The organism is Marivita sp., assembly GCF_048006345.1.
Lineage (GTDB): Bacteria > Pseudomonadota > Alphaproteobacteria > Rhodobacterales > Rhodobacteraceae > Marivita.
Genome location: NZ_CP180351.1, coordinates 638,353 through 665,063, shown reverse-complemented (window position 1 = coordinate 665,063; position 26,711 = coordinate 638,353). Strand labels below are relative to the sequence as shown.

The 26,711-nt window shown below is 62.0% G+C and carries 28 protein-coding genes and 1 other RNA gene; 15 read left to right on the top strand and 14 right to left on the bottom strand.

Translation table 11 applies throughout. The annotated features are described in order from the left end of the window. Positions 1–34: 34 nt before the first annotated feature. Positions 35–535, bottom strand: coding sequence for an SspB family protein (locus ACMVPR_RS03305; RefSeq protein WP_300581897.1), 501 nt, complete (start codon positions 533–535; stop codon positions 35–37). Positions 536–630: 95 nt separating this feature from the next. Then, on the bottom strand, positions 631–1,200 hold the full coding sequence (locus tag ACMVPR_RS03300) for a DUF1194 domain-containing protein (protein WP_416881699.1): 570 nt from the start codon (positions 1,198–1,200) through the stop codon (positions 631–633). A 210-nt stretch (positions 1,201–1,410) separates the two neighbouring features. Here ACMVPR_RS03300 and ACMVPR_RS03295 point away from each other — a divergent pair, with 210 nt between their 5' ends. Then, positions 1,411–2,448, top strand: a complete 1,038-nt coding sequence (locus tag ACMVPR_RS03295) for a zinc-dependent alcohol dehydrogenase family protein (protein ID WP_416881698.1) — start codon at positions 1,411–1,413, stop codon at positions 2,446–2,448. Between the two features lie 27 nt (positions 2,449–2,475). On the opposite strand, the gene ssrA is transcribed toward ACMVPR_RS03295, so the two are convergent. Then, positions 2,476–2,828: a transfer-messenger RNA gene (gene ssrA / locus ACMVPR_RS03290) on the bottom strand. A gap of 57 nt (positions 2,829–2,885) precedes the next feature. Between ssrA and ACMVPR_RS03285 the strand changes: the two genes are divergently transcribed. From ACMVPR_RS03285 to ACMVPR_RS03270, 4 genes are all read left to right on the top strand, one after another. Continuing rightward, positions 2,886–3,488 (top strand): HD domain-containing protein, encoded by a 603-nt coding sequence (locus ACMVPR_RS03285; protein WP_416881697.1) that lies wholly within the window; start codon positions 2,886–2,888, stop codon positions 3,486–3,488. Next, positions 3,485–4,078: a Crp/Fnr family transcriptional regulator gene (locus ACMVPR_RS03280; RefSeq protein WP_416881696.1), complete on the top strand. Its 594-nt coding sequence runs from the start codon at positions 3,485–3,487 to the stop codon at positions 4,076–4,078. Before ACMVPR_RS03285 ends, ACMVPR_RS03280 begins: the two co-directional genes overlap by 4 nt. A gap of 68 nt (positions 4,079–4,146) precedes the next feature. Next, positions 4,147–4,341 (top strand): YgaP family membrane protein, encoded by a 195-nt coding sequence (locus ACMVPR_RS03275; protein WP_292265014.1) that lies wholly within the window; start codon positions 4,147–4,149, stop codon positions 4,339–4,341. 71 nt (positions 4,342–4,412) lie between these two features. Further along, a complete protein-coding gene (locus ACMVPR_RS03270) occupies positions 4,413–5,219 on the top strand; it encodes a DUF1194 domain-containing protein (RefSeq protein WP_416881695.1) in 807 nt (268 codons plus the stop codon). Here the strand turns inward: ACMVPR_RS03270 and ACMVPR_RS03265 are convergent. Continuing rightward, entirely contained in the window at positions 5,201–5,575 is a 375-nt protein-coding gene (locus ACMVPR_RS03265) for a DUF4345 family protein (RefSeq protein ID WP_416881694.1), read from the bottom strand. The genes ACMVPR_RS03270 and ACMVPR_RS03265 overlap by 19 nt on opposite strands. 265 nt (positions 5,576–5,840) lie before the next feature. On the opposite strand from ACMVPR_RS03265, the gene ACMVPR_RS03260 reads away from it, so the two are divergent. The 5 genes from ACMVPR_RS03260 to ACMVPR_RS03240 all read left to right on the top strand — a co-directional run bounded on the left by ACMVPR_RS03260 (position 5,841) and on the right by ACMVPR_RS03240 (position 10,026). Then, positions 5,841–6,083 carry a hypothetical protein gene (locus ACMVPR_RS03260; RefSeq protein ID WP_416881693.1) on the top strand — a complete coding sequence of 81 codons (243 nt, stop codon included), beginning with the start codon at positions 5,841–5,843 and terminating at the stop codon, positions 6,081–6,083. 39 nt (positions 6,084–6,122) lie between these two features. After that, a complete protein-coding gene (locus tag ACMVPR_RS03255) occupies positions 6,123–6,290 on the top strand; it encodes a hypothetical protein (RefSeq protein WP_416881692.1) in 168 nt (55 codons plus the stop codon). Positions 6,291–6,415: 125 nt separating this feature from the next. Continuing rightward, on the top strand, positions 6,416–7,678 hold the full coding sequence (locus ACMVPR_RS03250) for a hypothetical protein (RefSeq protein ID WP_416881691.1): 1,263 nt from the start codon (positions 6,416–6,418) through the stop codon (positions 7,676–7,678). Further along, a complete protein-coding gene (locus tag ACMVPR_RS03245; protein ID WP_416881690.1) occupies positions 7,675–9,051 on the top strand; it encodes a cytochrome P450 in 1,377 nt (458 codons plus the stop codon). The genes ACMVPR_RS03250 and ACMVPR_RS03245 overlap by 4 nt, the downstream gene beginning before the upstream one ends. An 87-nt stretch (positions 9,052–9,138) precedes the next feature. Beyond that, positions 9,139–10,026 carry a fructose bisphosphate aldolase gene (locus ACMVPR_RS03240; protein ID WP_416881689.1) on the top strand — a complete coding sequence of 296 codons (888 nt, stop codon included), beginning with the start codon at positions 9,139–9,141 and terminating at the stop codon, positions 10,024–10,026. A gap of 18 nt (positions 10,027–10,044) precedes the next feature. On the opposite strand, the gene ACMVPR_RS03235 is transcribed toward ACMVPR_RS03240, so the two are convergent. The 3 genes from ACMVPR_RS03235 to ACMVPR_RS03225 form a co-directional block, all read right to left on the bottom strand. Then, positions 10,045–11,172 carry a DUF418 domain-containing protein gene (locus tag ACMVPR_RS03235; RefSeq protein WP_416881688.1) on the bottom strand — a complete coding sequence of 376 codons (1,128 nt, stop codon included), beginning with the start codon at positions 11,170–11,172 and terminating at the stop codon, positions 10,045–10,047. Positions 11,173–11,225: 53 nt separating this feature from the next. Next, positions 11,226–11,804 carry a DUF924 family protein gene (locus ACMVPR_RS03230; RefSeq protein WP_300581865.1) on the bottom strand — a complete coding sequence of 193 codons (579 nt, stop codon included), beginning with the start codon at positions 11,802–11,804 and terminating at the stop codon, positions 11,226–11,228. Positions 11,805–11,931: 127 nt separating this feature from the next. After that, positions 11,932–13,218 carry an MFS transporter gene (locus ACMVPR_RS03225; RefSeq protein WP_416881687.1) on the bottom strand — a complete coding sequence of 429 codons (1,287 nt, stop codon included), beginning with the start codon at positions 13,216–13,218 and terminating at the stop codon, positions 11,932–11,934. Positions 13,219–13,564: 346 nt separating this feature from the next. Between ACMVPR_RS03225 and ACMVPR_RS03220 the strand changes: the two genes are divergently transcribed. Then, positions 13,565–15,226: a thiamine pyrophosphate-dependent enzyme gene (locus tag ACMVPR_RS03220; protein ID WP_416881686.1), complete on the top strand. Its 1,662-nt coding sequence runs from the start codon at positions 13,565–13,567 to the stop codon at positions 15,224–15,226. Positions 15,227–15,238: 12 nt separating this feature from the next. Here ACMVPR_RS03220 and queA read toward each other — a convergent pair whose 3' ends face one another. The 4 genes from queA to ACMVPR_RS03200 all read right to left on the bottom strand — a co-directional run bounded on the left by queA (position 15,239) and on the right by ACMVPR_RS03200 (position 20,519). Beyond that, positions 15,239–16,285 (bottom strand): tRNA preQ1(34) S-adenosylmethionine ribosyltransferase-isomerase QueA, encoded by a 1,047-nt coding sequence (gene queA / locus ACMVPR_RS03215; protein ID WP_416881685.1) that lies wholly within the window; start codon positions 16,283–16,285, stop codon positions 15,239–15,241. A gap of 140 nt (positions 16,286–16,425) precedes the next feature. Next, complete coding sequence (locus ACMVPR_RS03210; protein WP_300581854.1) at positions 16,426–17,049, bottom strand: 2OG-Fe(II) oxygenase family protein; 624 nt, start codon at positions 17,047–17,049, stop codon at positions 16,426–16,428. A gap of 177 nt (positions 17,050–17,226) precedes the next feature. After that, positions 17,227–18,285, bottom strand: a complete 1,059-nt coding sequence (locus ACMVPR_RS03205; RefSeq protein ID WP_416881684.1) for an AsmA-like C-terminal region-containing protein — start codon at positions 18,283–18,285, stop codon at positions 17,227–17,229. An 80-nt stretch (positions 18,286–18,365) separates the two neighbouring features. Further along, positions 18,366–20,519 (bottom strand): DUF3971 domain-containing protein, encoded by a 2,154-nt coding sequence (locus ACMVPR_RS03200; RefSeq protein WP_416881683.1) that lies wholly within the window; start codon positions 20,517–20,519, stop codon positions 18,366–18,368. Positions 20,520–20,601: 82 nt separating this feature from the next. On the opposite strand from ACMVPR_RS03200, the gene ACMVPR_RS03195 reads away from it, so the two are divergent. From ACMVPR_RS03195 to ACMVPR_RS03180, 4 genes are all read left to right on the top strand, one after another. Beyond that, positions 20,602–21,069 carry a peroxiredoxin gene (locus tag ACMVPR_RS03195; protein WP_416881682.1) on the top strand — a complete coding sequence of 156 codons (468 nt, stop codon included), beginning with the start codon at positions 20,602–20,604 and terminating at the stop codon, positions 21,067–21,069. Positions 21,070–21,261: 192 nt separating this feature from the next. Next, positions 21,262–22,071 carry a ferritin-like domain-containing protein gene (locus ACMVPR_RS03190; RefSeq protein ID WP_416881681.1) on the top strand — a complete coding sequence of 270 codons (810 nt, stop codon included), beginning with the start codon at positions 21,262–21,264 and terminating at the stop codon, positions 22,069–22,071. Positions 22,072–22,286: 215 nt separating this feature from the next. Beyond that, positions 22,287–23,600 carry a M23 family metallopeptidase gene (locus ACMVPR_RS03185; RefSeq protein WP_300581845.1) on the top strand — a complete coding sequence of 438 codons (1,314 nt, stop codon included), beginning with the start codon at positions 22,287–22,289 and terminating at the stop codon, positions 23,598–23,600. Then, on the top strand, positions 23,590–24,084 hold the full coding sequence (locus ACMVPR_RS03180) for a bactofilin family protein (protein WP_300581842.1): 495 nt from the start codon (positions 23,590–23,592) through the stop codon (positions 24,082–24,084). Before ACMVPR_RS03185 ends, ACMVPR_RS03180 begins: the two co-directional genes overlap by 11 nt. Positions 24,085–24,142: 58 nt before the next feature. Here ACMVPR_RS03180 and ACMVPR_RS03175 read toward each other — a convergent pair whose 3' ends face one another. From ACMVPR_RS03175 to ACMVPR_RS03165, 3 genes are all read right to left on the bottom strand, one after another. Continuing rightward, complete coding sequence (locus tag ACMVPR_RS03175) at positions 24,143–25,060, bottom strand: DMT family transporter (protein WP_416881680.1); 918 nt, start codon at positions 25,058–25,060, stop codon at positions 24,143–24,145. A gap of 70 nt (positions 25,061–25,130) precedes the next feature. Then, positions 25,131–25,859, bottom strand: coding sequence for an amino acid ABC transporter ATP-binding protein (locus tag ACMVPR_RS03170; RefSeq protein ID WP_416881679.1), 729 nt, complete (start codon positions 25,857–25,859; stop codon positions 25,131–25,133). Beyond that, a complete protein-coding gene (locus tag ACMVPR_RS03165; RefSeq protein WP_416881678.1) occupies positions 25,859–26,710 on the bottom strand; it encodes an amino acid ABC transporter permease in 852 nt (283 codons plus the stop codon). Before ACMVPR_RS03165 ends, ACMVPR_RS03170 begins: the two co-directional genes overlap by 1 nt. Position 26,711 lies beyond the last annotated feature (1 nt).

Below are 26,711 nucleotides of genomic sequence, written 5' to 3'. Positions count from 1 at the left end.
CACCGGCAGGGCAATTGTCAAACTGGCAAGGGCCTTACTTGCGGAAAGTATCGAGGCTGACGACATCGGCGTCTTTGCGTCCGGCCTTCGGAGCATCGACTTCCTTGATCTTGGGGCGGACCTTGGGCTCTTTCACGGCGCGCGGCGCAGGAACAAGCGCTCCGTCGTCGTCGCTTTCACCCTCCATGCTTTCAAAGCGCAGACCGAACTCGACCGACGGGTCGACAAAGGTGAGGACGGCATCAAACGGAATATACAGCCGTTCGGGGGCGTCCCCGAAGTTCAGCGTCACGGCAAATCCGTCCTCCGCCACTTCCAGATTGTCGAACCAATGCTGCATCACGACGGTCATTTCGCCGGGATAGCGGTCCGACAGCCAATCCGCGATTTCCACATCCGGATGGCCTGTGTCGAAGGTGATGAAGAAATGGTGATCCCCCGGCAGACCATCTCTTTGGACGTCCTGAAGGACGGTGCGGATCAAACCGCGCATCGCCTGATGCATCAGGCTGCCATAATTGATGCCAGTCGTCATCGCCGTCATCTCCCGAGTCTACCCTGATCATATTGCATTAAATCGAAAACGAAAGTGTCCGCATGCCCCAAATCCGGACATCAGGTGGAAAACACTCAGCCGAAGACAGAGCTGATTTCACGCAGGATCTTCCGGCGAATCGCGCGGGCATAATCCCTGTGCCCGCGGGCGGTCTCGACGAACCCGTCCGCGGTGATCACGCTGCGCTGATAGAAATTGGTGATCGCACGGCCCAGCCCTTCGATCGCCAACCCGTTCACCGTCACCCCTGCCCGTTCGGCCGCGCGGCGCATCTGGCGCACTTCGCCTCCGGCATTGGGCGTGCCGTCGCCTGACATATCGATGATCCGCCGCGTGCAGTCCGGGGCACGGTCGAAATGGCGTAGCGCTTTGTTCATCGCTTCGGCGGGTGCCGTGTTCGACATGACAAAGGCGCGCGGCAGGCGTTCCACAGCAGACGCGAACAATTGCACATGACTGGGGCTGATCATTTGCGTCCAGTCCAGGCTGACCTCTTGCGCATCGACCCCTGACCACTGGATCACGCTCAGTGCCACCTCGTCGCGCACAAGGATCTCGGAAATTTCGGGATCCCGCAAAGCCGCCGCCAACCCGTCGATCTGAAGACGATACTCACCGGGGTCGACCGATTGCGAAACATCCATGGCAAGGATCAATGCCGTCCGGCACGCCTGTGCTGGCTGGGCAAGACACAAGGCTATGAAAACACTCCGCCAAAACATCATCCAACTGATGCCGTTCACGCGAGCGCCGTCAAGTGAAACAGACGTGAGCGCAGGGCTGGCAAAGTCGATTTTCTCTTTGATCTTCGCGGCACGCCGGATTCATATGCAGCAAACAAGGGAGGAAACACCATGCGCGCAGCCGTGATCCGGGCGTTCAACGAAGATCTGTCCATCGAAACCGTGCCGGACCCCGTTTGCCCCGAGAACGGCGTTGTCCTCAAGGTCGAGGCTTGCGGCGTTTGCCGGTCGGATTTCCACGGCTGGACCGGCGAACACCCCAAGGTCAAACCGGGCGACATTCTGGGCCATGAATATTGCGGCACAGTCGTTGAGGCCGGGGCGCAGGCCAAGCACAAAGTCGGCGCGCGTCTGATCGCGCCCTTCATCCTCGCCTGCGGCAGCTGCCCGGCCTGTCAGACCGGCGTGTCCAACACCTGCGCCAGCCAGATCGTGCCCGGCTTTGGGACACCGGGGGCCTATGCCGAACTGGTGGCGGTGCCCTTTGACCACAACCTTGTTCCCCTGCCCGAGTCCATGACCCCCGCGCTCGCCGCCGGTCTGGGCTGCCGCGTGACAACCGCGTGGCACGCGCTCACCGACCGCGCCAATGTCCGCGCCGGTGAATGGGTGGCGATCCACGGCACGGGCGGGATCGGCTTGTCGGCGATGCTCCTGGCCAAGATGCTGGGCGCACAGGTCGTTGTGGTCGATGTGGTGGATGAAAAGCTTGAGCACGCGAAAAGCCTCGGGGCCGATGCGGCGGTGAACGCGATCAAGGAAAACGTCGCCAGTGCGATTCACGACATCACCGGCGGCGGCGCACACGTCTCCATAGAAGCACTGGGAATCGAGGCCACGACCAATGCCTCCATCGACTGCCTGCGCATCCTCGGCCGACATGTTCAGGTCGGCATGCCTGCGGGCGAAACCGGCATGATGACTGTCAACATGCGCGACATCTACGGCAAACAACTCTCGTTCTTCGGCACACGCGGCATGCCCGCCTGGAAATACCCCACACTGCTCGACATGATCGAGCGCGGACAAGTGGACATCCGCCCGATGGTGTCGCGCGAGGTCACGCTGTCGGGCGCAAGCGCCGAACTGGCCGCCATGCGCGGGCCAACCCCGCCGGGAACCGCCGTCATCACGGACTTCACGCAATAGGTGAAGATCGAACTGTACTGATTTGAAAATGCAGGCTTCTGTTGCCAGGTGCCTGCGAACCCCGCCTTACGCTGCTAGGCGCAAGGGCTTAAAGTTCGGTATTGCGAACAGCTTACGCTGCGAGCGCTACCGGAGCATGGTTGTCATTTGCAACTATACTTGGTGAACCGATAACGGTGGTATCTCACCGAGACAAAGCTAACGTGTTTAGACGTTCGTCGATCCTGTTTCGGCCCCATGGTCCTGCAAATGACAGGTTGTTTGGTGGAGCCGCCGGGTACCGCCCCCGGGTCCGAGCCGCTTATTGAACGCGCGTTTATGTCCATAGTCCCCGAAGGAACATCACGAATATCGGGGTTTTGCGCCCCGAATTCAAGGGGCATCTGGCGCAATCACACAAGCTGACGCATGATGCGACCAGCAAGAGGATTAAGCCAATGAGCGACACACAGACCGTGTCCTTCACCCAGATGAAGGATGGCACCAAGGAAGATTACGAGCTGCTGGAAAAGCTGGAAAAGCCGTACCTCGCGCTGACGCCAGACCGCGTTCTGGACGAATTGCGCCGTCAGGGCGAAACGACGCTCGAAGGCTACCGCATCACCCGCCTGCAACACGGTCTGCAATCCGCCACCCGCGCGGAAAACGACGGCGCAGATCTTGACTGGATCGTGGGCACCTTGCTGCATGACGTGGGTGATGGGCTGGCCCCGCAAAACCACGACCGGTTCTCTGCCGAGGTGATCCGGCCTTTCGTCCGCTGGGAGGTCGCATGGGTTGTCGAACATCATGGCATCTTCCAGATGCTGTACTACGGCCACCATTACGGCTGGGACCGCAACGCGCGCGACCGGTTCAAGGACCACCCCTGCTTCCAGTCCTGCGCCGATTTCTGCGAACGCTGGGACCAGTCGTCCTTCGACCCCGACTACCCGATGAAACCGCTCGAACATTTTGAGCCGATGGTGCGCGAAGTGTTTGCCCGCAAGGCCTATGACCCCACTGTCATTCGCGAGGGCGTTGTGGTCGGCCTGCCGTGACACAGGTCCGTCCCTTCACCGCCCGGCAGGGCCAGACGCTGTTCCAGCCGGGTCAGGAATGTCCCGGTTTTCTGGACCTGACCAAAGGGGCGATCCGCGTCATGCTGACCGGGGCGTCGGGGCGCGAAGTGGTCCTCTATCGGGTGCGTCCCGGAGAGGTCTGCCTGCAAACCTTTTCCTGCCTCGTGGACGGCCACTCCTATGGCGCTGAAGGCATTGTCGAGGCGGATATCGAAGGCATTTTGATCCCGGCTGCACAGTTCCGCCAGCAGTTGGAAGACGACGCCTCCTTCCGCCAGAAGGTGCTCAGCTCTGTTGCCCTGCGGTTTGCGGAATACCAGCAACTGGTCGAAGACGTGGCCCTCACCGGCTTTGACGCGCGGTTGGCCAAGGCGCTCTTGCGGCTGGCTGACCACGGCGTCGTGCACGCGACCCATGCCGCGTTGGCCGCTGAAACCGCATCGGGCCGCGCTTATGTCACAAGGCGGCTGGCGGTGTTTGCAGACAAAGGCATGGTCGAACAAATGGCTGATGGCATCGCCATCAAGGACAAACGCGCCTTGGAACAGATTGCCGCAGATCCTCGGTGACTCTGTCACCGTCAGGGGCCACCTCCTTTTGCTACTCTCCCCTCAGGAGCATGAAAAGGAGATCCATCATGACCAAGAACGAAGGAACCATCGACCGCGCCCTGCGTGTGATTGTCGGCCTTGTCCTGCTGTCGCTCGTCTTTGTCGGACCGCAGACCATGTGGGGCCTGATCGGCATTGTGCCGCTCGCCACCGGCCTGATCGGCGTATGCCCGCTTTATTCGATCCTCGGCATCAACACCTGCCCGGTGAAGTCACGGTGACAGGCTGCTTTTGGCGACGGTTACACAACTTGTGATTGGACCGACCGCGTTCGGTTGGGCATGCTGACGGAATGAAATCCATCCTTGCCCTTCTGATCGCGGTCGCGCTCGGCTTTTTCAGTCCGAAGGCAACACATGCCGGGGATATCGAGGTCGATCTCGAACTCGTCCTTATGGTGGACGTGTCCCGGTCGATGACGGAACGCGAGCTTGAGATTCAGCGCAAAGGCTATGCCGAGGCGTTACGCTCGGACGCGGTGTTCGCAGCCCTTCAGTCTGGCCTCCTTCAAACTGTCGCCATCACTTATGTTGAATGGGCTGGCACGCAGGAAGTCGTGATCGATTGGCGGCTTCTGCAGACCCGTGACGACCTTGACGCCTTTGCCGAAATCCTGACGTCGCGGTTTGACCCCGCGCTGCGCCGCACCTCGATTTCCGAGGCTTTGGTCTTTGGCGCACGCCTGATTGAAACAAACGATTACAAAGGCTTGCGTAGCGTCATTGATATCTCGGGTGACGGCCCCAACAATCAGGGCCGCGCCGTGACGGTCGCCCGTGATGCCGTTCTGGCCAAGGGGATCATCATCAATGGCCTGCCGCTGCTGACCCGCGAAGGTATGGACAACGCGTGGCATCTCGAAAACCTCGACATCTATTATGAAAGCTGCGTCATCGGCGGGCCGGGGTCCTTTGTCATCCCGGTTTTCGATTGGGACGATTTCGCCGAAGCGGTGCAGCGCAAGCTGGTGCTGGAAATGGTGTCACGCCCACCCGAGGTGCAGATCGTGCCTGCGCAATCGTCTCGTCTCGACCCAAGTGACTGCCTGATCGGCGAAAAGATCTGGCAAGAGCGCCGGCGCTACTGGGACAGCCCCTGAGCCAATGGCAGGTTGACGATCAGCAACCAGGCCGCAAATACCGCCTCGAACAGAAAATAGAGATGCGCCTTGGGAAAGGGCGGCTTGTCGAGCAAGAGGGACAACCCGCGCCCCAGCCCCGCGCCGAGATAGACAAATCCCATCATCGCGTAGGCCCAAGGCGTGCCCAGCCACAAGCACGCGGCACCGACGATCACAAACATGCCGCCCACCGATGCCCGCAGTTCCGACAGGCCCATCGTGGTCTCGCCGGTCTTCAAATCCAGCACTCCGGCCGTATAGCGCGGTGCCAGCATCCCGAACGCGCCCAGCGCGATGGTCAGAATGGCAGCAACGATGTTGAGGATGTCAATCATAAGGTCTCCGGTGGTGGGGCTGGCTCTGGTGTGATCCGATGTTTCGCAAAAGCTAGCAGCGCGCGGCGGTCCGACAATGCCAGCGCCAATGCAGTACCGCGCGCAGCATAGCCTCAACACCACCGGCCACGACACGGATCCTCACTGGCGCAACACATTTTTGTGAGCGATTTCAGCCCTGTCTTGAAGCGAAATCCGGCCTCTCCAATTTCAGCAGCACGTCAGGGGATGGGCCTCTGACATCAGACAAAAGGAGACGATGGAAATGCGTCGTGTAGCAGTTGGTGCAATGCTTGCCGCTCTGTTCGCGGCACCGACGTTAGCAGCGATATCGGACTATGACACAAATGGGGACAACCTCGTGTCGTTCGACGAAATGATCGTTGCTTACCCGGACCTCACGGAAGACCTTTTTGCGCCGATCGACACCAGCACCGATGGGCTGGTGGATGAAGCCGAACTGACGGCCGCGCTTGAGGCCAACCTGATCGTCAAACCCGCCGAATAACCGGCGTTTCCGCAGCGGATGACAACAAGAGGCATTCCCATGTCGATGAACATCACGGTCCCGAAGGTCACCAACCGTTGGGCGTGGGGTGGCGGTGCAGCGGTTCTGGCTGCACTGATCGCCGCCGCTGTCTGGGGGTTCGACCTGTGGGGCAGCGGTTCGACCGCAGAAGAAACCGCTCCGGCGGTCGTCGAAGACTCGCAATAACGGCACGATGATCGGTTCCGCCGGCCCGGATCGGCGGAACCACCCGCTGCGTCAGACGGGCACCAAACATTTGGCGCATTTCTGCGGCACTGTTACACTCGCCCAAAAGCAAGAGCAGTCCGCCCATGCCCGCCCCGCCCCAGACCGTCCGTCGCCGCAAGGTGTTCTACATTCCCGGCTATGACCCTTTCCCGGCCCGCCGGTATCGCGAGCTGTATCGTACGGAAGGTGCCAAACAGGCCGAGATTTCGGACTATGGCCTGCAAGTTGAGGCGTCGAGTCACGATGGCCCCTATGGCTGGCACGCCTCGGGTCTGATTGATGGCGCCCGCGTCACCGCCGATTTCGAGGTGCTGCTTTGGTCCGACATCGTTCGCGACAGCATGTCGAACAGCATCCCAGGCACCTATTGGCAACTGATCCGCACAAGCTGGATCTACATCGCGAGCGGCACGCTGCGCCGCCTTGCCGTGCTGCCCAAAGGCCCGCTGGCGGCCGCGCTCTACCCAATCGGTGTTCTCATCCTGCAGCTGCTGGCGGCGCTGCTGGCCGCGCATCTGGTTGGCTGGGGTCTGAGCACAGTTTTCACCGCCGCTATCCTCTGGGTGCTTGGCCCCGGCGCGATCCTCACCTGGGGCACATCGCTGCTTTATTGGGCACCGTTCTTCGTGATCGTCGTCTTGGTCCTGCGCTGGTTCAAATCCCAGGACCGTCGCATCTACGCCTATTACCTGATGCACGATTACGCGTTCTCAGCAGGCCTCAAGGGCGCAACCCCGCCTGCCCTGCAAACCCGGATCGACGAATTCCGCGGCATCATCGGCGCCGCGCTGCTCGAGGATTATGACGAAGTGCTGGTGGTCGGCCATTCCTCGGGCGCACATCTGGCGGTGTCTATCTTGGCCGACATCTTGCGCGACAACCCCGACCTGCCCGCGCGCCCCGCGCTGTCGTTTCTGAGCATTGGCCACGTGATCCCCATGGTGTCCTTCCTGCCCGACGCCTGGGAGTTGCGCCGCGACCTGCAGTTCCTCTCTGAACGGGACGAAATCGTCTGGGTCGACGTCACGGCCCAGGGCGACGGCTGCTGTTTTCCACTATGCGATCCGGTCGGCGTGTCGGGTGTTGCCACGCAAGACAAACAATGGCCGCTGGTGTTCTCGGCGCAGTTCTCGCGAACGATGGCGCCCGAGCGGTGGGCAGCGCAGCGGCGGCAGTATTTCAAACTGCATTTCCAGTATCTCTGCGCCTTCGAGAACCCGCTCGACTACGACTATTTCCAGATCACCGCAGGCCCGATCACGCTCGGCCAGCGCTATGCCACCCGTGCGCCCTCGCCCAGCCGGATCGACGTGTCGGTCTCCAAATATACAAACACCGCGCCGTGATCCCGCCCAAACCCATATCGCGTCCCGACCGCGTGTCGCTCTGGAGGTATCTGAGGCTTTTCCGTCGGGACATCCTGTCGGCCCAACCCGAGCGCCTTTACGGCGCGTGGATGGCCGAGTTTCGCACGCCGTTCTTCCGCTCCTACCTCGCCAATGATCCGGCCTTGGTGCAGACCATCCTGCGCGACCGGCCGCGCGATTTCCCGAAATCCGACCGCATCGGCGAAGGACTACGCCCCCTCTTGGGCCAATCGGTCTTCCTGACCAATGGTCCCGTCTGGGACCATCAACGCCGCATCATCGACCCCGCGTTCGAGCGCGGACGCCTGACCCAAAGCCTGCCCGCCATGTGGGAGGCCGGTCAGGCGATGGTGGCGCGCGTGCTCGACCAGATCGGCAAAGGCACAGAGATCGAGATCGAGGAGATCGCCAGCCACGCCGCCGCCGATGTGATCTTCCGCACGCTGTTTTCGATCCCCATTGATGACGAAATCGCGGCGCAGGTCTTCCACGAATTCCGCGCTTACCAGCGCAGCCAGCCGATCTTGAACCTTGCGGCCTTTGTGCCCCTGCCCCGCTGGTTCCCCCGCTTTCACAGGGCCGAGACCAAACGCGCCGCCAAACGCATCCGCGCGCTGATCACCCAACTTGTCGACCAGCGGCGACATGCCATCGCCGACGGCAGCGCACCTGACGATCTGGCAACGCGGATCATGACCACCCCCGACCCCGAAACCGGCCAGTGCTTTACCGCGGCCGAAATGCTCGATCAGGTCGCGATCTTCTTCCTCGCCGGGCACGAGACCAGCGCCAGCGCGCTTGGCTGGGCGCTCTACTGCTGCGCGGCGGCCCCCGACTGGCAGGACCGCATCGCGCAGGAGGCCGCCACACTCTCTGATCCAAACGATGTCAAACGCCTGACCACCAGCCGCGATGTGTTCCGCGAAACTCTGCGGCTCTACCCGCCTGTTCCGATGATGGTACGCGAAACCACGAAAGCCGAGACCTTCCGCAAACGCGCCATCCCGAAAGCCGCGCAACTGGTGCTCAGCCCGTGGCACCTGCACCGGCACACGAAACTCTGGGACGATCCCGACGCATTCGACCCGTCCCGCTGGCAATCCGACGACACCCGCCAATCAGCCCGCGACGCCTACATGCCCTTCAGCGCCGGCCCCCGTGTCTGCCCCGGCGCAGGTTTTGCCATGGCCGAAGGACCGCTGCTCCTCTCGCTGCTCCTGCGCGCGGTCGAGGTCACCCCCGTACCCGGCAAAACTCCGCAACCCGTCGCCCATCTCACCGTGCGCGCCCGCGATGGCATCTGGCTGAACGTTCGCCCCCGGCGCAGTCCGGACACAGGCACGAAAGGTTAGCGCTAACCGTCTGGCGAACCTCTATCTTTTTCACGAAGGCTGATCTAGGACAGCCTCAACCACACCATTCCAGCTTGGGGATTTCACATGACCGACACCGCAATGGCAGACCGCATCAAGACCGGCGCAGGCTTTATCGCAGCCCTTGACCAAAGCGGCGGGTCCACCCCCAAAGCGCTACGCCTCTACGGCATCGAGGAAGACGCCTATAATGGCGATGCGGAAATGTTCGCTCTCATCCACGAGATGCGCTGCCGCATCATGACCGCCCCCGACTTCACATCCGACAAGGTGCTGGGCGCGATCCTGTTCGAACGCACCATGCGCGACAGCGTCGATGGCGTGCCCGTGCCGACCTACCTTTGGGAGCAGCGCGGCGTGGTCCCCTTCCTCAAGATCGACAAAGGTCTGGAAGACAAGGAAAACGGCGCACAGATCATGAAGCCGATGCCGGGGCTTGAGGCGCTGCTGGCCGATGCCAAGGCAATGGGCGTGTTCGGCACCAAGGAACGCTCAGTCATTCACGAGGCCAATGCTGCAGGCATCAAGGCCGTTGTCGCCCAGCAGTTCGAGGTCGCAAAGACCGTCTGTGCCGCAGGTCTCGTCCCGATCATCGAACCCGAAGTAGACATCAACAGCCCCACCAAGGCCGAGGCCGAAGCGATCCTGAAAACGGAAATCGCGGCACATCTGGACAATCTTGACTGCGACCAACAGGTGATGCTCAAGCTCACCATCCCGACCGAAGACGGTCTTTATCTCGATCTGGCCGAGCACCCAAATGTGCTGCGTGTTGTGGCCCTTTCCGGTGGCTACAGCACCGACGATGCCTGCGAACGTCTGGCCCGGAACCCCAAGATGATCGCCAGCTTCTCGCGCGCCTTGGCCGAAAGCCTGACACACCAGATGTCGGACGCCGAGTTCAACGCGGCACTTGGCAACAACATCGACAAGATCTTCAACGCGTCGAAGTAAGGTCTCACCGGGACGATCCTATGCGGGCAGAGTTTTGGGCTGCCCCGCATAGGTGATCCGCCGCAGGACCCATTCGAACGGTCCCAGCCGGAAAAAGCTGCGCCAGACCGCCAAAGCCACGATCAGACCAAAGGTCACAGCGATTGCGATCAAAACGACCTGTGGGCGCGGCACCGCGTCCCAAAGGCCAAATCCATAACCGGAAAACAGCGTCGACAGAATAATCGACTGCCCCAGATAGACGCTCAGACTTGATCCCCCGGCGGCCAGCAGCCGCGACCAGATCGGCCCCGGCGGTCGTGATATCGCGGCAATGGCCCCCAGATAGCCCAGCGTAGACACGGGTGCCGCGACCAAAAGCACCGCACCGGCTGCATCCATGCCCTCGGCGTGCAACATCCACGACGCAAGCAGGCTCAACCCGACCCCGGGCACAAGACACCAGCGCCGCGCCCGCGTCCAAAGCGGGTGATCAGAGGTGTCGATCAGGCCGGACTTGACCGAAGCCAGCCCAAGGCAGAACCACCCCAGGGCCGCGGCCCCCTGAAAGACCAGCACAAAGGGTGACATGATGGCATAGGCGATAGCGCGGAACCCGATGGTCTCGGCAAAGCTTCCCGTTGTCATCACCTGGCGCTCCAGCGCCATGATGTCCTCCGGCATCTCGCCCGGCGCCGTCATGAAGGACGCAAAGGCGAGCGTCGGCAGGATCACCAGCGCCGCTCCCAGCTTGGCCAATCGCCCCGGTTGCCAGTTGCGCATCAGGTACAGGATCGACCCTGTGACGGAATAGACAAACAGGATGTCACCCGGAAAAAACAGGCAGCCGTGAACGACACCGATCAGGAAAAGCCCGATCATCCGGTTGCGATACAGCTTGCCGAACGCATGCCCCCTGCGCGCAGCTGACTGCATCAGGAAGCCCAATCCCACCCCGAACATGAACGAAAACAGGGAATAGCTTTTGTAAAGCGCCAGACCATCGACCAACCAAAGCGTCACCATCTCGGCCACGCTATCGGCAACCGGAGTGGTCAGACCACTAAGGAGCGAAAAGGCAATGAACTGCACGTTCACCACCACGATGCCGAACAAAGCGAACAAGCGCAGATAGTCCGGCATCAGGGCACGTGTTGGGCCTCTCATCGGCTGGCCTCTCGACATTCTGATCGGTCAGTCCGCCCCAACAGGCGGCGCGATTAACCCGCCTTTTTCAGCTCTTCCACGGTCGCGCCGTAGCCGCCACCGCTCACATAATCCGTTTCGGTCACTGTCGAATTGCGGCCAAGCGCGGTGTTGCGATAGGGGAAGCGGCCGAACTTGCGGATCACTTCGCGATGCGCGCGGGCATGCAGCAGGTTACTGGCACCATGGATCGGCATCCGATCCAGCATCAACCGCACACAGCGATCCTGATCGCACAGGTTCTCGGAATGCATCAGGGGCAGATAGAAGAACTGCCGCGCCGGTTCGTCGATCTTCATGTCCCAATTCTTGCTGATCGCCTGCTTGGCGGCTGCCAGCGCAAACCGATCCGACGCGAACGCCTTGCCGGTGTTGCGGAACATGTTGCGCGGGAACTGGTCCAGCAGGATGATATAGGCCAGTGTTCCGCTGGGATAGGTCAGCCAAAGCGCGTGACGGCCCTCCATCGCGCCGCTCCACGCGGAACCGAACCGGTCGCGGATCTCCTGATCCAACGCCTCTTCGGACTTGTACCACCCACTCGGCCCCACTTCATCGAGCCAAAACCCCAGAACGTCTTCAGGCGTGATCATTGCTCTCTCCAGCTCCTGCACGCAGCCCCAAACCTTGAACGACGCTACTCAAGAAACGAATCGGGCAACAGTCACTTTTCATGTCAGGGACGACATATCCGGAAACTTCGGCTAAAATCGGCCAAGTCTATGCCGTATCTGCCTGTTTTCGCGTCCGACCCGCATCCTGAGCGCCAGCCTCGGCTGTCTCGATGGCCCATTCCGAAGCAAACTCCACCGTCACCGGCGACGCGGTGGGCATCATGCTCTGATAAGCGTTGGTGTCCTCTGATGACGGCGCGGGGCGCTGTGTCATCCGGTAGAACGCATACCCCGTCAGCGCGAGCAGCACGAAAGCCAGCAGAACGAAATAGCCCGGCGGTCCCATGACCTGCATCGCATAACCGATGATCACCGGGCCCGCGATGGCCCCGACCCCGTTGACGAACAACAGACCGGCCGAGGCCGCGGCCATGTCTTCGTGCTCCAGAAAGTCGTTGGTGTAGGCGATGAGCAGCGAATAAAGCGGGTTCGACAGTCCGCCGATCAGAAACGCGGCGGCGACAAGGACATAGAAATTGCCGCCAAAGAACATCCCCATGAGCGACGCCAAGCCCGCGATCAGCGCCGACAGCGCGATCAGCACGCGCCGGTCGAACCGATCCGACAGCCATCCAACCGGGTATTGGAAGATCAGCGCGCCAACATAGAACGCTGCGGTAAAAATGGGGATCTGCCCGATGCTCAGCCCGGCCCCGGTCGCGTACACCGCTGCCATCCCGAACTGAGCCGCAAAGACGCTGCCCATCAGGAACATGCCGACACAACCCAAGGGCGACGTTCTGTAAAGCTCCACCAGCGTCATCCGCTTTGTGCTTTCGAATGCCGGCGTCGGCGAGATCGACAGAAGGATCGGCGCGAAGGCAATGGAAACCAGAACCGACGGGATCACGAACAGCAGATACCCCGACGGGTCAGGCACCACGAGCAAGCCTTGCGCGATGATGATGCCCAGCATCTGCACGATCATGTAAGCCGACAGCGCCTGTCCGCGCGTCTCGTTGGTTGACGCATTGTTCAGCCAGCTTTCCGCCGTGACGTAGACGCCGCAGAAACAGAACCCGATCACCACGCGACCGATGATCCACGCGATTGGATCCTGAATGGTCGGGAAAAGCAGCAATGCTGCGGACACGAACGACCCAAGCGCCGCGAAGACCCGCACATGGCCCACCCGGCGGATCATGTCCGGCGTCACCCGAGACGCCAGCAGGAAACCGGCGAAATAGGCCGACATCACAAGGGACATCTCGACTGAGGAAAACCCGAGCGTCGAGCCGCGCACACCCAGAAGAGAGCCCTGCAAACCATTGCCCAGCATCAGCAAAAGCATGCCCAACAGCAGCGGCCACAATGTTCGGATCACACTTAACACTTGATGTCCCTTCGGGCTCGGCATTTCTGACGCAAAGGCGTCGGATCATTTCAGCGCAGGCCACCTGCCACGTCGCACACTACATCTCAGACCTACGTGCGCATTGCGACCGCTGCAATGACAGGGGCGACTTTTTTGAGACCGGGTACGAACACGGGCATTTCTGCCCTGCGCCAAAATGCGAGGCCCGCGCCTGTAAGTCTCTGTTTTTTGTCGCGCGCGATCTGTCGCGTTTGCAACCCCTTCCCGACCCCAAAAACTTAATTTCATTGTCAGGCCGCCATTCCAAGGGCAGGCTTTAAGCATTGCGATCTGCAAACTCATTAATGGCGAACGAGATATCCCGATGACAAAAATGATGACAGGCGGCGCGGCGATTGTGGACGCGATCTTGCAGCACGGCGTGGATACGGTTTTTGCCCTGCCCGGCGTGCAGACCTATCCCCTCATGGACGCGCTCAAAAAGGCCGAACCCGCGATCAACGTCATCGGTCCCCGTCACGAACAGACGGCAGCCTATATGGCGATGGGGTATGCGCGGGCAACGGGCAAACCCGGCGTGTTCTCCGTGGTGCCCGGACCGGGGGTGCTCAACACAGGGGCTGCCCTGTGCACAGCGGTTGCCGTCAATGCGCCTGTCCTGCTGCTCACCGGGCAAGTGCCCTCTGCTTTTCTGGGACAGGGGCGCGGACATCTGCACGAAATCCCCGATCAGCGCGCAATGCTTGCGTCGTTCATCAAATGGGCCGAGCGCATTCCCAACGCGACCGCAGCACCCCGCCTTGTCGCGGAGGCCTTCCACAGAATGACCAGCGGGCGACCGGGCCCCGTCGCGCTGGAGATGTGCTGGGACACGATGGCCCAACCTGCCCCCGTGACCGACGTCGGCTCCCAATGGTCCGCTCAGGACGTCCCGCCCCACCCCGCCGCCATCGCCGATGCGGTGGCTCTGCTCAAACAGGCGAAATGCCCGATGATCATGCTGGGGTCCGGCGCGCAACATGCCGGGGCCGAGGTTCTGGCCCTTGCCGAGCGCTTGAATGCTCCGGTCACGGCCTTTCGCGGCGGGCGTGGCATTGTCCCCGCCGATCACCCGCTCTGGGTCAATTCCGTGGAAGCCTACGAGCTGTGGGGCGACACCGATGTGCTGATCGGGATCGGATCGCGCTGCGAAATGCAGGCGATGCGGTGGCGCGGCATGATGGACGCCTCCGACCGGATCACCGCAGGGCGCAAGCTGATCCGCATCGACATCGACCCGGAAGAGATGCTGCGTCTGAAACCCGATGTCGGCGTTGTGTGCGACTCCGCCATCGGCGCTGCAGCCATCACGGACGGCCTCGCGGCAGACGGCACCACCAGAGCGGAAAACCCGCAGCGGATCGCGGACGCGCGCGCACGGGCCAAGAACCTGATCGATACCATCCAGCCGCAGGTGTCGTATCTGGATGTCATCCGCCGGGTGCTGCCGCGCGATGGCATCTTGGTGAAGGATATGTGTCAGGCGGGCTATGCCTCGTATTTCGCGTGGCCGGTCTACGCGCCGCGCACCTACATCACCTCGGGTTATCAAGGGAACCTTGGCTTCGCCTATCCGACAGCCCTTGGTGCCAAGGTAGGCTGCCCCGACAAACCCGTGGTGGCCATTCTGGGCGATGGCGGATTCATGTTTGCGGCATCAGAACTTTCCACCGCCGCACAACATGGGATCGGCGTGGTGGCGATTGTGTTCAACAACGGGTCTTACGGCAATGTCGCCCGCGATCAGATCACGAATTTCGAAGGCCGCACCGTCGCAAGCGACCTTCCCGGTGTGGACTACGTGAAACTGGCCGAAGCGCATGGCGTGACCGCGCATCGCGTCGCAAGCCCGTCCGAGTTGGAACCCGTTTTGGCCAAGGCCATCGCCGATGGTGCCCCTGCCCTAATCGAAGTGCAGCTTGATCTGGCGGACGAGACAAGCCCGTGGCCCCTCATCCTGCGCCCCGATCTTCCCTATGCACCGTGATTGCGCCGACCGTTACGGGATCAGCAGCGAACTGTCGCCATAGGAAAAGAACCGGTAGCGGCTCTCGATCGCGTGGGCATAGATCTCTTGCACACGCTCCTGTCCCATAAGCGCCGAGACCAGCATCATCAGCGTAGATTTGGGCAGGTGGAAATTGGTCATCAGCCCGTCGGTGACCTGAAACTCGAAACTCGGATAAATGAAAATATCCGTATCGCCTTCCCACGGCTGAATGCTGCCCCCCCGCGCCGCACTCTCGATCAGCCGCAGCGCCGTGGTGCCGACGGGGATCACCCGCCCACCCGCCGCCTTGGTCGCCGCGATCTCGGCAGCGGCGGTCTCCGACACCCGGCCCCATTCGGCATGCATCTTGTGGGTGGTCACATCCTCGACCTTCACTGGCAAGAAGGTACCCGCGCCCACATGCAGGGTGACAAAACTCATGCCCACCCCACGCGCCTGCAACGCCGCCACCAAGGCTTCGTCAAAATGCAGCGATGCAGTCGGCGCCGCCACCGCACCCATATTGCGCGCCCAGATGGTCTGGTAGTCTTCCTTGTCCTTCTCGTCCGCGGGCCGCTTGGCCGCGATATAGGGCGGCAAAGGCATGGCACCCGCCTCGGCCAAAGCCGCGTCGAAATCGTCGCCCGTCAGGTTGAACCGCAACGAACCCTGCCCGTCGCTGCGCCCTTCGAGGCGGGCCGTCAGGTCGGACGAGAACACCACCTCTTCCCCCTCGCGCAGCTTCTTGAGCGGTTTGACCAGCGCCGACCATGTCCCATCTGCCTGCGGCTCAAGCAGCGTCACCTCGATCTTCGCCTCTGTCGCACCAGCCTCCCCCACGCGATGCCGCACCCCAAAGAGCCGCGCCGGGATCACCTTGGTGTCGTTCAGCACCAGCCGGTCCGTGGGCCGCAGGATGTCCGGCAACTGGTTCACGATCCGGTCCGCAATCCCTCCTGCCTCGGCATGGAGCAACCGCGCCGACGACCGGGGCGACGCGGGCCGCGTGGCGATCAGGTCTTCAGGCAGGTGGAAATCGAAATCGCTGAGTTTCATGGGGTCGGTCCGGTGCTGCATCTGTGGCCGCAGCCCATACCGAACTTGCGCGCGCAACAAAAGCGCGGAGCGCGTTTCGCTCAGAATGACGCAAACGGCAGGAGTGGGCCCAAAAGTCCCCATCCTGACCGAACCCTCCGTCAGAGGACCTTCCGCGTCAGCACGACATTGAACGAGATCGAAACGCGAGGCTCATCCACGAGATTGGGATGGACAAGGTGGTGCAGAAAACTTGGCCAGAGGAACAGCTCGCCGGGCATCGGCAGTCGCCTGTATTCGGGGTTGAATTGGCCATCGTCCCTGACCGCATTCATGTTGGCTTGCGGACGCGGATCGAAAAAGCTGATCTCGCCCGGATTCAGGTCGCTCCTATTGCGAGATGCCCCGGATTGATTTGGGACCTGCACGTAGTAGGTGCCGGAGAGCCAGGAATGCGGGTGGTTGTGAAGGTTATGGTAGTCCCCGCGCCGGTTGATGTTCGCCCAGCCCTGAATGTCAAACTCCGGGCGATAGCTCATGTTCAGCTCGGCGGCATAGTCAAGAACCGCCTTGTGGCAGCATTGGCGCAGCCAGCCGATGGCGGGATGCGATTGGCCGAAGATGTCCTGATCGAGATACCGAACAGTCAGATCCTCGGTCCCGGTGTCCTCTGCAAGGAGCATCGGGGCCAGCACGGCATTCGCCTGTTCCGCGCCGGGAAGAGTCAGTGACATCAGGAGAGTCGGCCAGAGACGTTCGAACTGGGGGCGTGCCAAGTCAGTCATGTGAAGTGTCCGCAATACCTCGGACATGAAAACGTCATCCCCGGGTTGCCTAGGGCATGACATATTTACGGGGCGGGTTCCATGGCCTTGGTTCGAGGTGCAGCCCACATTGAAGAATGGACGTCTTCCTTGTCCGCATTTCCGACCGTGGCATGACGTGAGAGACACGTCAGCCCCCTACTCCCCCACAACCGGTGGGGGCCGCCTGAAAATCTCGCGGAACATTCCCGGTGTCAGGGCCGAGAGCGGGTTCACACCGACATTTGGCTGATTGGCTGGGCCAGTCAGATTGAAGTTGAACCCGATCAGCCCCTCGCCCTTGCGGGTAAAGATGCTGCCGATGCCGTTGAGGAAAAAGATCGGCGACAGCACGCCCTGAAAATCCAGCGTCCCTGCACCAAGGTTATACGTGCCGTCCATCGAGATCCCCATGGACGGACCGGTGGCACTCGACCGTGTCAGCACCAGTTGGTCGGGTGTCAGCCGGAACCGCGCCTCCACTTCCGTGAACAGAATGCCCGGTCCCTCCAACTGATCCAAAAGACCCACGATGCTGATCGCATCCAGCAGCGACGCGATCCCCGGTGCCTCGCGCAGCCGCGTGTTCACCACATCCAAGGCACCGTCATAACTGCCCGGTTGCCCCGCCACCGGGGCCAGCGCGAGCGTCATGTCGCCCCCGGCCACGGTCTTGAGGATGCCCGCCTCGCGGATCACCCGGCCCGCATCGTTCGACCGGATGCGGAACGCGGTGGCACCGGCCTGCGACAAGGCCTCTCCGGTGATCGGGGCAGCGCCGTTGACATTTGCGGTGAAACTGCCGGTCAGCCCGGCTCCGGATTGCAGGTCACCACGGAAATCGGTCAGGCGAATGCTGTTGGACACCTGCAACTGGTCCAGCGCCAAGGTCAAAGGCACACGCCCGCCACCGCCCCCTCCACCACGACTTTGGCCAAAGGGCGCGCTGCGCAGGTCGACCGTGCCCCCATTGATCCGCACGGCAGGCACCACGCCCGCGCCGCGCCCGGTCAGGGTGATCGGCGCGTCCAGCCAGCCTCCGGCGCGCACGCGGGTCAGGTCAATGGTGTCGAGCGATCCGTCCCTATTCAGCGTGATCGCGCCCCGCGCCTCCAGCCCCGGACCTTCCAGCACCAACCGGTCGATGCGCGCGGGTTGGGCCAGAATGCCACCCACCTCCAACGTGCCCGTCGTTCCGCGCGGCAGGCTCCATCCCAAGGGCGGCAGCGACAGCCCGATGCCCGCCAGACGTGAGGTCAGCGAAAACTCCGGCGGCGCGCCTCGGCGCAGCTCGACCGTCAGGTCGGCCGGACCAATCCATTGACCGTACCCTCGGGCAGCGCCACGCCGAACGACCGCGCCGCCTCGGCCGACAGCGTCACGGTACCCGCAACCGTGCTGCCTGTCTGCGGTTGTCCCGGTTCAGGGATCGGCAGGGTCCAAGAGCCTTCGAAGGGCACACCAGACAACGCCGCCTGCCCGGACACGCGCAACCGGTCATTTGTGACCGACACATCCAGCGCCCGCGCGGTCAGGGTGCGGTTCGGAATGATCTGGTCGCTTGAGACCTGCGTCGCCCGCCCGCGCATGTCCAGTCTCATGTCCGGCAGGCGCAACCCCTGCTTCAAGGGCAGGTCCAGTGTTCCGTCGAATGCCACTCGTCCGGCCAGCAAATCCACGGGGCGGCCCGCCCGCTGCATGATCTGAAGCGGGGGGCTGTCGAGATAGGACAAGAGCGCCTCGATCTCGCCTTCTCCGGCAAGGGTGATCTGACCTTCTGCCGGGCGCTGCCTCGTGTCAGGGATGACAAAACTGCTGGCACCCAAGGTGATCGCGCCCCCCTGCGGCGGCGTGATCGTGCCCTTGGTCAACCGCACGGCAAATCGGTCATCGTTCAGCGTCAGCGTTCCGGCACCCTGACTGACCACCGGCAGGGTGCGCGTGTACCGCACCTGTGCCTGATCGAAGGCCGCGTTGAGATAGACCACCGGTCGGGGTCCGTCCTGCGAGCGGAGCGCGAATTGGCCACGCCGGATCACGCCACCCTCGATGTTGTCCACCACCCAATTGCGGGTGCGCGGGGCCAAAGCCACCGGCCAGAGGTGCAAGAGCGAGTCCGGGGTCAGCGCGCCAAACGTGCCGTCGAGCGCATAGTCCCACACGTTATCCGACGTCCGCAGCTTGCCTGTCATGCGCAGTGGCACCTGCGGATCGTCGATCCAAACGCGCCCCAGATCCAGCTCGAACGGATCAAGACGCAGCCGGAAATCCAGTTCGGCCCGGTCCACGGACAGAGGGATATCGAACAACGCATCGGGTGCGGCTTCCAAGCGGCTGAAGCGCACCTGCACCAACATCTGAGACGGGATGCCATCGCGCAGATCCGCCAGCGTCGCGCGGCCCTCGGCCACCGCCCGCACCAGATTGCTGTCCACTGACAATTCGGAAAAGCTGATCTGCGACCGGTCGGGATCGAACGAGAAATAACTCCGCGCCGAATTGAACGGGATCGGCGGCGTGTCCGGGGTCGGTTGCACGACGCCCGCATCAATCTGCAAAGTTGCATTCAACACCCCCAGCGACCCGTCTTCACGCATCGCGGCGCGCAAAGAGCCCGAGATCGGCGCCCGAAGCGCCCCAAGCCAGGCCAGCGCCGGGCCTTGGGTGGCGATGTCCTGCGACGGCATGTCGTTCAGCGACACACCAAAGGAGACCTCGGTTTCGCCGATGGTCGAGGACGCATCCAGCTGCAACCGCGTCGCGGTGGCCCCACCGCCCAACAGCGCGAAATCCCCCGACAGTCGAAGCTGGTCGTTCTGCCGTTCGAGCCGCAACCGCCCGCCATCGACGGTCCAGCCGCGTCGCGCCCGCGCGTCCTCGAAGCGCAGGGTCAGCGCGTTCGCTTCCACGCTCTGCAGCCGCGATAGTCGCTCGTCCATCAGCAGCCGGTCGATCTGCGCCACCAGCGTGGGCACATCCGGCGCGGAGCCGTTCATCGCAAAGGCGTCCCCAAGCGCAAGGCCCAGGCGCCCATCGCGCCGCCGGGTCAGGGTGACAAACGCCCCGCTTACGCTCAGATCGCGCAGGACGACCTTTCGACGGACCAGATCGTAGGCCGCCAGACCGATCTCGATATCCGAAAGGACCGCCACCGGCGTACCCGCAGCGGTCTGCACATCCACATCCAGCAGAATGACCCGCGTGCGCCCGTCCCGTTCCAGCCGCAGCTGTACGTCGCCAAAGAGCACCTGAAAGCCCGGCAAGGACGCCGCCAGTCTTTCTTCCACCGTGTCGCGCACCCAGTCCGGTGCCGACAAGCTGCGCCCGACCAACGCCCAGCCCGCCCCCAGCAACACGAGCACCAGCGCCAGAAGCACGCCAAGCGCCCAACGCGCGCGCCCTTTGCGGGACGGCGACACCTGCGGTTCTGAGGGCTGTTCCGGCTCCGTCACTGGAAGCGGCATCCTTTTGCGTTATTCTCTGGTCAGCCGGGAACAGTCCCGACCCGTTTTCATCTTTCTAAAGGATAGCGCCATGAGCGATACACTGGAATTGGCTCCTGACTTCACCTTGCCGGTCAAAGGCGGCGATCACAGCGAGATTTCGCTGTCCGGTCTGCGCGGCACCCCGTTCGTGCTGTTTTTCTATCCGCGCGACGACACGTCCGGATGCACCAAGGAAAACGAAGACTTCACCGCGCTGGAAGGGGAATTTGCCCAGATCGGCGTCAAGGTCTTCGGGATCTCGAAGGACAGCCTCGAAAGCCATGAGAAATTCATGGCCAAGAAAAAGCTGACCGTGCCGCTGATTTCGGACGAGCACGGCACCGCGTCCGAGGATTTCGGCGTTTGGCAGGAAAAATCCATGTATGGCAAGAAATTCATGGGGATCGAAAGGTCGACCTTCCTGATCGACGCCGAGGGGCGGATTGCGAAAGCGTGGCGCAAGGTCAAGGTGCCGGGCCATGCCGAAGAGGTGCTTGAGACGGCAAAGGCGCTTTGACGCCTTTTGGATCGGATCGGGCCGTGCCCGATCCGACCGGGGCGCGCCTGCGGCGCGCATGAGGGCTCTGCCCGCCGTCCATCGGGCTTGAACCGATGGCGCCACGATGAACGGCCTCCCGAAGTATTTTCCAACCGAAGAAGATCAGAGGTTGACCTTGCAGTCCGGCACGCGCTGCGCGATGAGCAGGACATGATGACCTTGTGTGACATGGCGGTGGATGTTCTGACCACCGCAGACGGGCGTGCCAAAACCGCGAAGTCGCGGGAGTACGCAAGCCAATGGTTTGCCGCCCGTGCCGCGGGTGCCCCCTTGCCGGTTGGCACCGCCACCCCACCGCTGCGCCCATCCCGCCCTGACGCGCCGGAACTGCTCGACCCGCGCGATGTTCCCAAGCGCAAACCCGGTAGCCCGCAGGGGCGGATCGCGCTGCTGCATGCCGTGGCGCATATCGAACTGAACGCGGTCGATCTGCACTGGGACATCATCCCCCGCTTCGCGCATGTCGGAATGCCGATGGGGTTCTATGACGACTGGGTCAAGGCGGCGGACGAGGAATCCAAGCATTTCAATCTGATGTGCGACTGTCTTGAGGAACTGGGCAGCCATTACGGTGCCCTTCCTGCCCATGCCGGAATGTGGCGAGCGGCCGAGGACACCGTGGATGATTTCATGGGACGGCTTGCGGTTGTCCCCATGGTGCTAGAGGCGCGTGGGCTGGATGTGACCCCCGGCATGATCGAGATTTTCCGCAAGGCCGAAGCGACCAGCGCGGTCGCCGCGCTTGAAACCATCTATGCCGAGGAAGTGGCCCATGTCGCCTATGGGTCGAAATGGTTTCATTTTCTCTGTGGGCGGCACGAACAGGACCCGAAGGATGCCTTTCACACGCTTGTCAGACGCTACTTCAAAGGCGCTTTGAAGCCGCCGTTCAACGAGGAAAAGCGCGCTGAAGCCGGGCTTCCGCCCGATTTCTACTGGCCTTTGACCGATACCGTATGACGAGCACTACGCACTGTGACGATTCAGCATCGGTTGATAAGCTCTGAAGATATCGGCGAAATCTTGCCAATTCGGCGGTGGATCGCGTGCTCAGGCATCGCATTGGTCCAAAAACGTTGCCAATCCGTTAATCGGTCTTTAGAGCCGTAACAGATACGCGCCCAGAGTTGGGGCTCAAGAGGCGCGACCTAGGGACGGGAAAGAGGAACATACAGGTGCGCACACGTCTTGCGATCAAACTGCATGCCATACTCGAACGATTTTTTCCGGAACGCCGCCTGTTTTTGCGCTCCGACTCCGACACCCGGTTCATCCGACTTAAATCCAGTACACAGGCGCTCGCGTTCGGGGGCGCCTCTCTTGTTTTGGCATGGAGCATCATCGCAACGGCAATCCTCCTGATGGATTCCATTGGCTCAGGCAATTTCCGGGAACAGGCCCGGCGCGATCTGGAAACCTACCAGATGCGCCTGAACATCCTCTCGGAAGAGCGCAACGCCCGCGCCGCCGAAGCGATTGCCGCACAGGAGCGGTTCAACACCGCGCTTGAGCAGGTGTCCGTCATGCAGACCAAACTGCTCGACGCGGAAACCCGTCAGGCCGAATTGGAAAACGGGCTTGAAGCGGTTCAGCTCAAATTGCGCGACGCGATCCGCGCCCGCGAGGACGTGCGCACCGAACTGGCGTCCCTGATGACCGAGATCGAAGCGGGCGGCACCGGCCTTGCCTCGTCCGGGTCTGTCGACACCACGACTCTCGATTTCCTGTCCGCCGCTTTGGCGCGCACCGCCGAAGAGCGCGATCAGGTCGTCGCCGATGCGCAGGACGCGCTGATCCGCGCTGACGAAATGGCGACCGAGATCCGCCTGATGGAAGAAAAGAACGACTCCATCTTCCGCCAGCTCGAAGAAGCGATGACCGTCTCGGTCAAACCGCTCGACAAAATGTTCGAGGCAGCGGGCATGAACCCCGAGACGATCCTCAACCAGGTGCGCCGTGGCTATTCTGGCCAGGGTGGCCCGCTGATGCCGCTGAGCTTTTCCACGCGCGGCGAAGACCCGTCCGAAGACGTCCTGCGCGCCAATCGCATCCTGAACCAGATGGACCGCCTGAACCTGTACCGGATCGCCGCCGAAAAAGCGCCCTTTGCGATGCCGATCAAGGATTCGTTCCGCTTCACCAGCGGATTCGGGTACCGCTGGGGACGGCTTCATGCGGGCACGGATTTCGCGGGTGCGCATGGCACGCCGATCTATTCTACAGCGGACGGTGTAGTGACCTTTGCGGGCTGGCAATCAGGATATGGTAGACTCATCAAGATACAGCATGAGTTTGGCATCGAGACCCGTTATGCTCATAACTCAAAACTCTACGTGACTGCAGGCCAAAGGGTCTCGCGCGGGGATCGAATTGCTGCTATGGGGAACACTGGACGCTCCACTGGCACGCACCTCCATTACGAAGTCCGTGTCGGCGGCAAACCTGTCAACCCCATGATCTACATCAAGGCTGCAAACGATGTTTTCTAAAAGCAAAATCAATGAGCCCGGCCCCAAGGCGGACGAGGCGAGCATCCCGAAACCGGCCATGCCCGATCCGTCGCGTTCTACAGAATTCAAGGCATCGGCGCCCAAGGCCAAGCCAGCGGCCTCGATCCTGTCGAGCGACCTGCACATCACAGGCAATCTCAAGACAACCGGCGACATCAATGTCGAAGGCACCGTTGAGGGTGACATCCGCGCGCACCTGCTGACCGTTGGCGAAAGCGCCACGATCAAGGGCGAAGTGGTGGCAGACGATGTGGTCGTGAATGGCCGTGTTGTGGGCCGTGTGCGAGGCCTCAAGGTCCGCCTGACCGCAACTGCGCGCGTCGAGGGTGACATCATCCACAAGACCATCGCGATTGAATCCGGTGCCCATTTCGAAGGTTCGGTGCAGCGTCAGGACGACCCGCTCAACGGTGGCAAAAAGCCTGTTGTGCCTGCCCCCGCTCCGGCAGCCTCGAACGGCTGATCCCTTTAGACGATACCTCGTCGGACAGGGCCGCCTTCGGGCGGCCTTTTCTTTTGGCTTACGTCCGTGTCTCGGGGCGCTGCAACGGTCGGCGCGCCCGGCGTTCGCGGTAAACGATCATCAGCCCACCCATCGCGATCAACACCGCCCCCGGCCAAAGGTCATCCACCGGCGCTTCGTCGAAGAACAACCAGCCCAGGGCAAAGGCGATCGGGATGCCGAAATAGCTGAACGGGGCCAGGTTGCTGGGTTCGGTCATGCGGTAGGCCACGACAAGGCACAGCACCGCCGACCCGCCGAACATTCCCATCAAGACGATGAACGCCAGATCCTCGACACTGGCGATGGGCGAAAAGCCCCCGACAGCAAGCGCCAGACAGAACGATCCAACTGCCGCAAAGGCCGAGCTGTGGAGGTTGAACAACGGTGTCGGCACCTCCGTGTCGATCAGTCGGGCGGTCACACCGCTGAACGCGTAAAGGAACGACGCCCCCACGGGTAACAGCAACGCCCATGTGAAGACATCGCTGCCCGGTCGCAGGATCAGGATCACCCCGACAAAACCGATGGCCACCGCCAGCCAGCGCACCCAGCCCACCCGTTCCCCGAGGATCGGGACAGCCAATGCCGTCGTGAACAGCGCTGTGGTGTAGGAAATCGTCGTCGCCGTGGCAAAGGCCATGATCCCAAGCGACAGGTAGAACATGAGTTGTGCAAAGGTCACCGACAACCCACGCAGCGCCGCCAGCTTCCATTGGCGGATGCGCAACGACCGTGTGCCCTGACGCCAGCTGGCCGTCATCCAGAGCGCGATCAGGCTGGGCAGCAGACCGAAGAGATTGCGATAGGCCGAAAGCTCGGCTGCACTGTAACGCGGCGACAGATGTTTGATGATGAGCCCCATCAGGTCGAAGAGCACAAGTGCTGCGATGCTGATCAGGATGCCAAGCACCGCCTTGTCCGACTGTTTCTGCATGGAGCCCTTTTCCCGACCTGTGCGTCCAAGGACCATGTTTCTGCGCCCCTGTCGACGGAATTGCGCCTGCCTACAGAACGCGGCTCAGAAAGGCCCGGGTCCGCGGCTCGCGCGGGTCAGAGAACAGGGTCTCCGGCGGACCTTCTTCAAGGATGCGCCCGGCGTCGAGGAAACACACCTTGTCGGCCAGTTCACGGGCAAAGGCCATTTCGTGCGTGGCAAGGATCATCGTCATCCCTTCGGTGCGCAACTGCCGCAACACGTCCAGCACCTCGCCCACCAGTTCGGGATCAAGCGCGCTGGTGATCTCGTCAAAAAGCATGATCTCGGGCTGCATCGCCAAGGCGCGAATGATCGCGACGCGCTGTTGTTGTCCGCCCGACAGTTGATCCGGGTAGTGGTGCATCCGCTGCCCCAGATCGAACCGCTCGAACAGCGCTTTGACGGGTGTCTCCAGCGCGTCGCGGCTTTTGCCCAAAACGCGACGCGGGGCGAGCATGACGTTTTCGGCAGCGGTCATGTGCGGAAAGAGATTGAACGACTGGAAGACGATCCCGATGCGCGCGCGGATCGGCTGCGGGTTCAGCCCCGGTTCGCTGATATCGACACCGTCCAGAAGGATCATGCCATCGTCGATGGGTTCCAGCAGGTTGATGCAGCGCAGCAGCGTCGACTTGCCCGACCCCGACGCGCCGATCAGGCAGACCATCTCACCCTCATCCACCGACAGATCGATGCCACGGCAGACGATGTTGTCACCGAAACTCTTGGTGACGCCTTGCAGATCGAGCTTGGCCATCAGCTTTGCCGCCGCCGCTGTTTGTTCATAAGGTAGTCGGCATAGCGCGTGGCCGGGATTGTCAGCGCCAGAAAGATCACTGCAGCCCCCACGTAGGGTGTGAAGTTGGCCATCAGGGATTTGTAGACGCCCGCCTGCCGGAACACCTCGACCGGGCCGATGAAGCTGAGCAAAGCCACGTCTTTCTGCAGCGCGATAAAGAGGTTCATGTTGGCCGGTGCCACGTTGCGGATTGCCTGCGGCAGCACGACGTAGCGCATGGTTTCGCCATCCGACAACCCAAGAGATGCCGCCGCCGCCCGCTGGCTGTGGTGGATGGAGTCGATGCCCGACCGGATCACCTCTGCCACGTACGCCGCGTAGACAAGGATCAACGCCAATGATCCCCAGATATACGGCGAATTCCACGGGCGTGGCAGGCCAAGGCCGGGGATACCGAAGCCGATCAGGTAGATCACGAGGATCACCGGCAACCCGCGAAACACATCCGTATAGACCGCCCCGAAGAGCCTCAGAGGGTAAAGCGCGGGCGAACGCACATCGCGGAAGAGCGCGATCACCAGACCCAGAACGGCGATGATCGGCGCGCACCAAAGGAAGATGGCGACGTTCATCAGGAACGCATCCAGAAGCCCCGGAAAGGTCTTGGCGAACACCTCGCCATTGAAAAAGCTGCGTTTGACCGCGTCCCAGCCGGGGGCCAGCGGGACCAGCAGGACAACTGCCAATACCACCGCCAACGTCGATCCTGCCGCGATGGTGATCGACCGTCGCCGAAGACGTTGTTCATAGGCTTGGCGACGGGTCAGCGTTGGCGCTGACCCGCTTTGCAGACGTGTCTGATCGGTCATG

Excerpts from the sequence above, each read along its gene's own strand:
- ACMVPR_RS03305 (WP_300581897.1), bottom strand. The coding sequence starts at position 535 with ATGACGACTGGCATCAATTATGGCAGCCTGATGCATCAGGCGATGCGC.
- ACMVPR_RS03300 (WP_416881699.1), bottom strand. The coding sequence starts at position 1,200 with ATGGATGTTTCGCAATCGGTCGACCCCGGTGAGTATCGTCTTCAGATC.
- ACMVPR_RS03295 (WP_416881698.1), top strand. The coding sequence starts at position 1,411 with ATGCGCGCAGCCGTGATCCGGGCGTTCAACGAAGATCTGTCCATCGAA.
- ACMVPR_RS03285 (WP_416881697.1), top strand. The coding sequence starts at position 2,886 with ATGAGCGACACACAGACCGTGTCCTTCACCCAGATGAAGGATGGCACC.
- ACMVPR_RS03275 (WP_292265014.1), top strand. The coding sequence starts at position 4,147 with ATGACCAAGAACGAAGGAACCATCGACCGCGCCCTGCGTGTGATTGTC.
- ACMVPR_RS03270 (WP_416881695.1), top strand. The coding sequence starts at position 4,413 with ATGAAATCCATCCTTGCCCTTCTGATCGCGGTCGCGCTCGGCTTTTTC.
- ACMVPR_RS03265 (WP_416881694.1), bottom strand. The coding sequence starts at position 5,575 with ATGATTGACATCCTCAACATCGTTGCTGCCATTCTGACCATCGCGCTG.
- ACMVPR_RS03260 (WP_416881693.1), top strand. The coding sequence starts at position 5,841 with ATGCGTCGTGTAGCAGTTGGTGCAATGCTTGCCGCTCTGTTCGCGGCA.
- ACMVPR_RS03255 (WP_416881692.1), top strand. The coding sequence starts at position 6,123 with ATGTCGATGAACATCACGGTCCCGAAGGTCACCAACCGTTGGGCGTGG.
- ACMVPR_RS03250 (WP_416881691.1), top strand. The coding sequence starts at position 6,416 with ATGCCCGCCCCGCCCCAGACCGTCCGTCGCCGCAAGGTGTTCTACATT.
- ACMVPR_RS03240 (WP_416881689.1), top strand. The coding sequence starts at position 9,139 with ATGACCGACACCGCAATGGCAGACCGCATCAAGACCGGCGCAGGCTTT.
- ACMVPR_RS03235 (WP_416881688.1), bottom strand. The coding sequence starts at position 11,172 with ATGAGAGGCCCAACACGTGCCCTGATGCCGGACTATCTGCGCTTGTTC.
- ACMVPR_RS03230 (WP_300581865.1), bottom strand. The coding sequence starts at position 11,804 with ATGATCACGCCTGAAGACGTTCTGGGGTTTTGGCTCGATGAAGTGGGG.
- ACMVPR_RS03220 (WP_416881686.1), top strand. The coding sequence starts at position 13,565 with ATGACAAAAATGATGACAGGCGGCGCGGCGATTGTGGACGCGATCTTG.
- queA (WP_416881685.1), bottom strand. The coding sequence starts at position 16,285 with ATGAAACTCAGCGATTTCGATTTCCACCTGCCTGAAGACCTGATCGCC.
- ACMVPR_RS03210 (WP_300581854.1), bottom strand. The coding sequence starts at position 17,049 with ATGACTGACTTGGCACGCCCCCAGTTCGAACGTCTCTGGCCGACTCTC.
- ACMVPR_RS03195 (WP_416881682.1), top strand. The coding sequence starts at position 20,602 with ATGAGCGATACACTGGAATTGGCTCCTGACTTCACCTTGCCGGTCAAA.
- ACMVPR_RS03190 (WP_416881681.1), top strand. The coding sequence starts at position 21,262 with ATGATGACCTTGTGTGACATGGCGGTGGATGTTCTGACCACCGCAGAC.
- ACMVPR_RS03180 (WP_300581842.1), top strand. The coding sequence starts at position 23,590 with ATGTTTTCTAAAAGCAAAATCAATGAGCCCGGCCCCAAGGCGGACGAG.
- ACMVPR_RS03175 (WP_416881680.1), bottom strand. The coding sequence starts at position 25,060 with ATGCAGAAACAGTCGGACAAGGCGGTGCTTGGCATCCTGATCAGCATC.
- ACMVPR_RS03170 (WP_416881679.1), bottom strand. The coding sequence starts at position 25,859 with ATGGCCAAGCTCGATCTGCAAGGCGTCACCAAGAGTTTCGGTGACAAC.
- ACMVPR_RS03165 (WP_416881678.1), bottom strand. The coding sequence starts at position 26,710 with ATGACCGATCAGACACGTCTGCAAAGCGGGTCAGCGCCAACGCTGACC.